Genomic DNA, 1702 nt, shown 5'->3' with positions numbered 1-1702 from the left:
TCGAGGATTAGCAAATAATGGTTCACCTGCTTGTGCTCGTTCCTGATTAATCCTCTCAAATACATCCAGAGGTAAGAATGCCTCACCACGCACTTCTACTAAAGCTGGCAGTTGGTCTAGATTAAGTTGGTCTAGATTGAGCCGCAAAGGAATAGAGCGAATAGTGCGGACATTCTGAGTAATATCTTCTCCTGTGGACCCATCACCCCTGGTCACTCCCCTGACCAAAATCCCATTTTCATAGGTCAGTGCTAATGCTGAACCGTCAATTTTGAGTTCACAAACGTATTCAGTATTAAATCCTGAGTCTTGGGAAATATCACCAGAAATATGACGCTGCCATCGTTCTTGCCATTGGCTAAATTCCTCAAGGTTAAAGGCATTATCCAGACTATAGAGTGGGATATTGTGGCGCACGGAAACAAAACCAGTAGCTGGTTTTTCTCCTACCCGCTGGGTTGGACTATCAGAGGTTACTAACTCAGGATACTCTGTTTCCAGCTCTTGCAGTTCCCGGTAGAGTTGATCGTAGATGGCATCTGCCATGATGGGATTGTCCAGGACGTAGTAGGCATAACTAGCGTTTTGCAACAGTCGCCGCAGTTCCTGAATTCGCTGGTTTACGTCGGGGGTTACTGGTGCCACAGGGGTGATTATCCTTGATGGAGATTGACTCTAGTTTATCGGTCAGATTAACCAGATTAACTATAGCCCTGCTTGAGGTGAAAGAGAAAACTTTGGCAAAGTCTAGTCACAAGTTCAGTATTTCTACTAATTCCGTTTGCGGTCACCAATGTCATCTTGGTATTAACTAAGGTACTTTTCCAAGAGACAACAACAATGGGTCTGTTTGACAAAATTTCAATTAGTCGTCAACACAGCCAAATAACACTCGGACCAGCTGAAGCCTTTGCTGCGATCGCATTAATTGCTGGTGCTGCTGACGGATACGCGACTAATTCTGAGGTCCAAGCTATTATTACTGCCTTATCTCGCATGCAGCTGTTCAGGAGCTACTCAGCTGATGTAATGGCAAGAATGTTTGAACGACTTTTGATGCTCCTCCAGCGGCAAGGTTCTGAGCCTCTTCTTAGTGCAGCCCTAAAATCACTCCCCTATGAGCTACAAGGAACAGCCTTTGCGCTCGCCACTGATATTATTTTAGCAGATGGAGAAATTACCGATGATGAAGAAGAGTTTTTAAACGAGCTTTATCATGCTTTAGAGATATCAGAAGAAACGGCTATAAAAATTATAGACGTAATGTTAATTAAAAATCAAGGGTAATAGGATTTTTCGTTTAATTAACAATTACTAACTTAATTAAGTTTGACAAAACTGGCTAAATCTATTTAGTTGAGGGTTCACTGTTGAAAGTGAACCCTCAACTGTTAATTGTGATCTGATCTAAATTGTGATCATCTGGCACTTTATAGAATTACTAACAGATTCACTTTCTAGTATCCCAACTGTACTTCACAAGAACCAGTCAACGCACTGTATTTGGTTCCCTAGGATTGCCACAGCGATTGATGTCACGAGTACAGGGCACACCAATATCAGCCGGATCTAGTACACAAGGGCCAATGGGTTGTGCGATCGCAGGGGTTGCGCTACTTATAGCAGAAGTCAGAAGTCAGAAGTCAAACTCTTGCGCTTACAAAGGGTGTGAGACTTTTGTCATGTCCTAACTGCCCTGGCG

The 1702-nt window shown here is 43.1% G+C and carries 3 protein-coding genes; 2 read left to right on the top strand and 1 reads right to left on the bottom strand.

The window, feature by feature from the left end:
• The coding region (locus tag F6K20_RS37310) for a DNA ligase LigA-related protein (RefSeq protein WP_502708926.1) at positions 1–645 on the bottom strand (645 nt) is incomplete at its 3' end.
• Positions 646–840: 195 nt separating this feature from the next.
• Between F6K20_RS37310 and F6K20_RS37305 the strand changes: the two genes are divergently transcribed.
• Together F6K20_RS37305 and F6K20_RS37300 are read left to right on the top strand one after the other, a co-directional pair.
• On the top strand, positions 841–1287 hold the full coding sequence (locus tag F6K20_RS37305; protein WP_008178085.1) for a tellurite resistance TerB family protein: 447 nt from the start codon (positions 841–843) through the stop codon (positions 1285–1287).
• 245 nt (positions 1288–1532) lie between these two features.
• Positions 1533–1691, top strand: a complete 159-nt coding sequence (locus F6K20_RS37300; protein ID WP_154659644.1) for a hypothetical protein — start codon at positions 1533–1535, stop codon at positions 1689–1691.
• Positions 1692–1702: the final 11 nt, after the last annotated feature.

This window comes from Moorena sp. SIO2C4 (assembly GCF_010672485.1).
Taxonomy (GTDB): domain Bacteria; phylum Cyanobacteriota; class Cyanobacteriia; order Cyanobacteriales; family Coleofasciculaceae; genus Moorena; species Moorena producens.
Note: the sequence above shows the minus strand (reverse complement) of the source record. Positions and strands in the feature narration are given on the sequence as shown.